This is a genomic window from Aerococcus sp. L_32 (genome assembly GCF_050689315.1).
Genome location: NZ_JBOEQF010000133.1, coordinates 1 through 5898, shown reverse-complemented (window position 1 = coordinate 5898; position 5898 = coordinate 1). Strand labels below are relative to the sequence as shown.

The window sequence follows — 5898 nt, the reverse complement described above, 5'->3', positions numbered from 1 at the left end:
TGGATGATCGCCCACCCTGATCAAGTAGCGGCCGCTGACCAATATGTAGAGAATTTAGACAACCGTTCTTTCGCTGAAAAACGGATTGCAGCTATTCAATATTTGCAGGCGACCCATCTAGAAATTACGGATTTAAAGGTCAACTTTAAAGAAAACGCCAATACCTTACTGGCTTTTGCTTATGCTAAGGTCAATGCCCAGCTACAGACGCCTTTAAAGATGGTGCCGGTCAAACGGATTGGGGACAACCATCGTTTAAATGCCTTAAATGAAGGCCAATTAGACCAAGACACTAGCCTTTATACGTCTGGGTCAGCCATACGTCACTACCTCTTTTCCAAAGATTTAAAAGGTCTTAAAGAGTCAAATGAATTGGAGAAGATGGTGCCTAGTGATATGGCTGAGGCTTTATGTAAGGCAGTTGAGGCGGACCTTCTGGTGTCGTGGACGGATTTATTTCCCTATCTGCGCTATCGTTTGTTGACGGCTTCTAACGGGGAGTTAGGGGGTATCTATCAGATGGTGGGTGGTATGGAAAATCGGATGATTGAGGCGATCAAGCAGGTGGATAATTTCTATGATTTTGTGGACCGGGTGAAGAATCGGAATTGGTCGGCAAATCGGGTGCAAAGGACGGCTTTGATGGTGGCTTTGAATATTCAAAAAGATGAGATGCAGGCAGTGCTTTCACCTAGTCATCGGCAGCCTTTGATGTTGCTTGGGGCGACTGAGAAGGGACGGGCTTATTTAAAGACGGTTAAGGCGGATTTGAGTGGGGCGGATAGTCTGTGGCAATTGGTGAGTCGTGTGGACCAGACGAGTGAAGAAAAATGGCCAATGTGGTTGAAGGTTGACCGGATGTATGAAATACTAAAACCACAAATTGATACACAAAATTTCAATCATCCGCCAATATTTATGAAATAAAAAAAGGAAAGGGAGCAGAGGAAAAATAGTTTACTTTTTGATGGAGACCTAGTAGTATGGGAAAGTACGTTTCATCCTGTAAATATGGCAGTCAAAAAGTGATAATGAGTTTAATTTAATGACCTTGTCAAGGAAAAAACATTGACAAATAAGTTTAAACTTAGTATAATTTTTCTTGTTGCTTATTAGGTGGTCAATAATGAAATGGTCTATTCAAGAGTTGCGTCAAATCGCATCCCAACCAATGATGATTCAAGAATCAGTCGATATGAAAGAGCAAATGAAGGCAGTAATACCTGAGTTGATCGACATGTCACCTGTTTCAGTTGATGGTATGGTTCTCTATGAAGAACATACAGTATTGACACAATTACGATTAGCACTAAAAATGACGATGCCATCTACACGGTCTTTAGAGCCGGTAGTGCTGGATCTACAATTACCAGTTTCCGAACGTTTTCTTGAAGACGGTTGGGAGACAGATATTGTTGATGAAGAACACGTTGTTCAGTTATCTATGGATAGCTACACGTTAGATTTGCGAGAATCTATTCGTGACAACATTCTTCTAAATCTACCAATTCAGATTTTGACTGAAGAGGAAGAGGCTGACGATGCGTTTCCTGAAGGGAATGACTGGCGAGTTGTAAGCCAAACAGAGTTTGAAGCTGAACGTGATGAAGAGGAAGTTATTAATCCTGAATTCGCTAAACTTCAAGATTTGTTTAAAGATTCAGAATCGTCGGATGAAGCATAATTGATATTTAATTAGGAGGTGTAATGATGGCAGTACCAAAACGTAAAACGTCTAAACAAAGAAAAAACAAACGCCGTACACATTACAAGTTAGAAGTACCTGGAATGAACGCATGCCCTAACTGTGGTGAATTACGTAAATCTCACCATGTATGTGCAAACTGCGGTTTCTACGATGGTAAAGATGTAATGACTGACGCAGCAGCTGAATAATTTTATTTAGCGCAAGATTCATTGAGGATTACTGCATAGTTGATATGTGGGAAACTAAAATGTTTACTTTGATTATATATAATTAAAAGGGCATTAACCGCTTTTGGTTAGTGCCTTTTTTGTTTTCCTTTTTTAAAGGGAAAATCAATCTAGACATTTTTAGCTATCTTAGCTAGTATTAATGGATGACATACTTATGGCTGATATAGAAAATAAAGGAAAGGTTGACGATTATGGCTTTCAAATGGAGCGAAATACTGTTTTATCTACTACCCATCGTGAGCTTATTACTTGTAGGCACAGTAGGAAAACCTTACCTCTACTTTAACAAGCGGATTAAATTTGCACCGATTGATGTTGTTTTTCCTATTCTTTTGGTTTGCCTCCACTTTATCTCCAAGGATTTATTGTTCTTTTCAATTATTCCCCACTTAGTGGTTGTGATTTCCTTGTTGGCGATTGGTATTCTGGTTTGGCGATTTGTGAAAAACGAAGAAGTTATTGTTAAAAAATTCTACCGAATGCTTGTAAATATTGCTTTCTCCATTACTTTCATTCTTTATGTGCTGGTAACCGTCTGCCGAATTATTCAAGTAGTGACAATGTAAACATTAGCTAGTCATCAATCTCTATTATGTAGAAACTTAAAATTCTTAAAAATATACAAAAAAGAAGTTTTGAACTTGTTAAAAACAGGTTCGAAGCTTCTTTTTTTTTTAAAAAAAACCCGTAACTACGCCTTTTTCACAAAAATTACAAAATTTTGGGGAAATGTGGTGAAAAGTGGGGAGATATGGTAGACTTAAACCAATAAAGGCTAAGGTTAGGCACATAGGGTGATAAATGATGTTGATGGGAGAATTCCAACATAATATTGACGCCAAAGGGCGAATCATCATTCCAGCTAAATTACGTGAGGACTTAGGCGCTAAGTTTGTGATTACGCGTGGTTTGGATGGGTGTGTTTTTGGCTATCCTTTAGAAAATTGGGAGAAAATTCAAGAGAAATTGAAACAATTACCGCTAGCTAAGAAAGAAGCACGTGCTTTTACACGATTTTTCTATTCTGCAGCGGCTGAAGCTGAAATTGATAAACAGGGTCGTATTAATATCCCATCAACCCTAGTAGACTATGCCAATCTTGAAAAAGAATGTTTGGTCTTAGGTGTTTCTGACCGTATTGAAATTTGGTCGAAAACAAAATGGGAAAGTGTTTCTTCTGAAATTGAAGAAAGCTTTGAAGAAATTGCGGAAGACATGTTAGATTTTGGCCTTTAATTAGAAAATTAAATTAGAAAATTAAATGTAACAAATTTTGAAGAGATAAAGAATTATAGAAGAAGAGGATGGCAGAAGAATGGCAGATGAATTCCATCATATCTCAGTGTTGTTAAACGAATCAGTAGACGGATTGGCAATCAAACCCAACGGTATTTATGTTGATTGTACTTTGGGTGGTGCTGGACATAGTTCTAAAATCGCAGCAGCCCTATCTGACGAAGGTCGTTTAATCGCCTTTGATCAGGATTTAGTGGCCATTGGCAATGCCGAGAAAGTATTGGCAGCGGAAATTGAAAGTGGCAAAGTAACCCTTGTCCACAATAATTTCAGACATATCCAGTCAGAACTTGAAAAAATGGGTATTAGTGGTGTTGATGGTATCTTGTATGACCTTGGCGTGAGCTCACCGCAATTAGATGAGATTGAACGCGGATTTTCATACCACCAAGATGCACCATTAGACATGCGTATGGACCAAACCCAAGCATTAACAGCAGAAACCATCATTAATGAGTGGGATTTCAATGATCTTGTACGTATTTTTTACCGCTACGGAGAAGAAAAATTCTCTAAACAAATTGCCCGTAAAATTGAGCAAAGAAGAGCGGATCATCGTATTACGCGTACAGAGGAATTAGTGGAAATTATTAAGGAAGCGATTCCGGCACCAGCACGTCGTAAGGGTGGACATCCGGCTAAACGGATTTTCCAAGCAGTGCGTATTGCAGTCAATGATGAGTTAGGTGCGATTGAAGATTCATTAGAACAAGCCTTGGATCTATTAAATATTGGTGGGCGAGTATCTACAATTTCCTTCCAATCATTAGAAGACCGCATTGTGAAACAAATGTTCAAGGACGCATCAACAGGCGAGGAATTACCGGCGAATTTACCGGTGATTAATGCGGATATTGAAGCCCCATTTAAATTGGTTAATAGAAAACCAATTTACGCCAGTGAAGAAGAATTGGCGCATAACTCACGCGCACAAAGTGCCAAGTTGCGCATAATCGAACGCATTAAATAGACATTTAAACAACTTTAGACCAACAAGCAAAAGGAAGCCAACCAATAGAAGGGAGCAGTATTTATGGCAATATTTCTACTACAAGACCAAGTAAATATTAAAATGAATGCTATGCCGGCCGAAAGAGCCATTCCAAATATTCCGGCTTACCCAGAAGAAAGTCAACATGCACAACCAAAGCGGAATATGACTACTCTTCCGGCGAGTATACCGGCCAGTAAAAGTAGACCAAAAGTAAAATTCTCACTGATGCAAAAAATGTTGATGACAGTAGCCTTTCTATTTATGATTTCAGGACTATTAGGGGTTACCATTATGCGTGCTAACGTGAATGCAGCATCACAGCAGTTACAAGAAGTACAACAAAATGCAGAAAATTTAGGTGTTCAAAAAGAGAACTTAACCCAAGAAGTCCACGAATTATCTAACTATTCACGAGTGGTAGAAATCGCTGAAGAACAAGGGTTGAATATGAATGAAGAAAATATAAGGAATGTGGAATAATGAAAGACAGTAAAAAACTCAAAAAGAATCGCAAAAAAACAATTAGAGCGATGATGGGCTTGGCAGGTTTTTTACTACTCATATTTGGCATTCGTTTAACACAAATAATGGTTTTTGGAACTGTGAACGGTCAAGATTTATCGGAGCAGGCCCAAAACCTCTATGATAGAAGTAGCATATTGTCAGCACAACGTGGAACCATCTATGATGTAGGTGGAAATCCATTGGCAATGGATGCTACTTCTTATTCATTGTACGCTGTTTTAACGGATGAATGGTCTGAACCAGAGGACCCGCAATATGTAGTGGATAAGAAAAATACTGCTCAAGTCTTGTCGCAATATATCGACCTGACGGCTGATGAAATCTTAGAACGACTAAACACTCAAGATGCTTCTCAAGTAGAGTTTGGTACGGCAGGGCAAGACCTGACATACGCTGAGATGAAGGCTATTGACGATCAAAATCTACCAGGTATTATGTTTAATGAAACGCCAACTAGAATGTATCCAAACGGCGTCTTTGCCTCTCATTTAATTGGGTATGCTGAGTATATGGAAGCTGGCACTGCTATCGATAGTCGTTTAACCGGCCAAATGGGCTTGGAACTGTCTATGGATGGCATCCTAAAAGGTACCAATGGTCGTAAATCTTACCAATCAAGTTCGACCAATGTTGAGTTAAGTGGAACAGGTCAAGTGGAGGAAGAAACTACCGATGGGTCTGACGTATATTTAACCTTAGATTCACGACTACAAACTTATTTAGAAACCTTGATGACAGAGGTTTACGAAAAATATGAACCAACGTCAATGACAGTTATGCTAGTTGAACCAGAAACTGGAGAAATTGTTGCAGCATCACAAAGACCAACCTTCAACCTAGAAACAAAAGAAGGTATCGACGATATGTGGCAAAACTTACTAGTTGAAAAAGCTTATGAACCAGGATCTACGATTAAAGTATTGACGGTAGCAGCAGCCATTGAAGAAGGAGTATTTGACCCAGATTCATTCTACGATTCAAGTCCCGTAACTATGGGCGATTCAACGATTGCCGATTATAACGGAATTGGTTGGGGTGTGATTACCGAACTAGAGGGGTTATCACAATCATCAAATACCCTGATGATCCATTTAGTAAAAGAGATGGGTTATGACGTTTGGGAATCTTATATCCGTGAGTTCGGT

Annotated in this window: 8 protein-coding genes; all 8 read left to right on the top strand. The window is 39.1% G+C overall.

From position 1 onward, the window contains the following. A partial coding sequence (locus ACRCJ0_RS08775; protein WP_431390205.1) for a nucleotidyltransferase family protein occupies nucleotides 1–927 on the top strand: 927 nt, incomplete at its 5' end. Between the two features lie 199 nt (nucleotides 928–1126). Continuing rightward, the gene (locus ACRCJ0_RS08770) at nucleotides 1127–1684 is read left to right on the top strand and encodes a YceD family protein (protein ID WP_016897671.1); all 558 of its coding nucleotides are present in this window, start codon (nucleotides 1127–1129) and stop codon (nucleotides 1682–1684) included. Between the two features lie 26 nt (nucleotides 1685–1710). Beyond that, a complete protein-coding gene (rpmF, locus tag ACRCJ0_RS08765) occupies nucleotides 1711–1896 on the top strand; it encodes a 50S ribosomal protein L32 (RefSeq protein WP_016897670.1) in 186 nt (61 codons plus the stop codon). A 233-nt stretch (nucleotides 1897–2129) separates the two neighbouring features. Then, nucleotides 2130–2504, top strand: coding sequence for a DUF3397 family protein (locus ACRCJ0_RS08760; protein WP_417892943.1), 375 nt, complete (start codon nucleotides 2130–2132; stop codon nucleotides 2502–2504). A gap of 238 nt (nucleotides 2505–2742) precedes the next feature. After that, nucleotides 2743–3174 (top strand): division/cell wall cluster transcriptional repressor MraZ, encoded by a 432-nt coding sequence (gene mraZ, locus ACRCJ0_RS08755; protein WP_016897668.1) that lies wholly within the window; start codon nucleotides 2743–2745, stop codon nucleotides 3172–3174. A gap of 79 nt (nucleotides 3175–3253) precedes the next feature. Next, nucleotides 3254–4204 (top strand): 16S rRNA (cytosine(1402)-N(4))-methyltransferase RsmH, encoded by a 951-nt coding sequence (gene rsmH, locus ACRCJ0_RS08750; protein WP_431387239.1) that lies wholly within the window; start codon nucleotides 3254–3256, stop codon nucleotides 4202–4204. Nucleotides 4205–4267: 63 nt separating this feature from the next. After that, complete coding sequence (ftsL, locus tag ACRCJ0_RS08745) at nucleotides 4268–4708, top strand: cell division protein FtsL (protein ID WP_419970763.1); 441 nt, start codon at nucleotides 4268–4270, stop codon at nucleotides 4706–4708. Next, nucleotides 4708–5898, top strand: a 1191-nt coding sequence (locus tag ACRCJ0_RS08740; RefSeq protein ID WP_431390204.1) for a peptidoglycan D,D-transpeptidase FtsI family protein, incomplete at its 3' end; no start/stop codon positions are given. The genes ftsL and ACRCJ0_RS08740, both read left to right, overlap by 1 nt.

What these genes read in the sequence shown, in the direction of transcription:
- mraZ (WP_016897668.1), top strand. Translation starts at nt 2,743, where the DNA reads ATGTTGATGGGAGAATTCCAACATAATATTGACGCCAAAGGGCGAATC.
- rsmH (WP_431387239.1), top strand. Translation starts at nt 3,254, where the DNA reads ATGGCAGATGAATTCCATCATATCTCAGTGTTGTTAAACGAATCAGTA.
- rpmF (WP_016897670.1), top strand. Translation starts at nt 1,711, where the DNA reads ATGGCAGTACCAAAACGTAAAACGTCTAAACAAAGAAAAAACAAACGC.
- ACRCJ0_RS08770 (WP_016897671.1), top strand. Translation starts at nt 1,127, where the DNA reads ATGAAATGGTCTATTCAAGAGTTGCGTCAAATCGCATCCCAACCAATG.
- ftsL (WP_419970763.1), top strand. Translation starts at nt 4,268, where the DNA reads ATGGCAATATTTCTACTACAAGACCAAGTAAATATTAAAATGAATGCT.
- ACRCJ0_RS08760 (WP_417892943.1), top strand. Translation starts at nt 2,130, where the DNA reads ATGGCTTTCAAATGGAGCGAAATACTGTTTTATCTACTACCCATCGTG.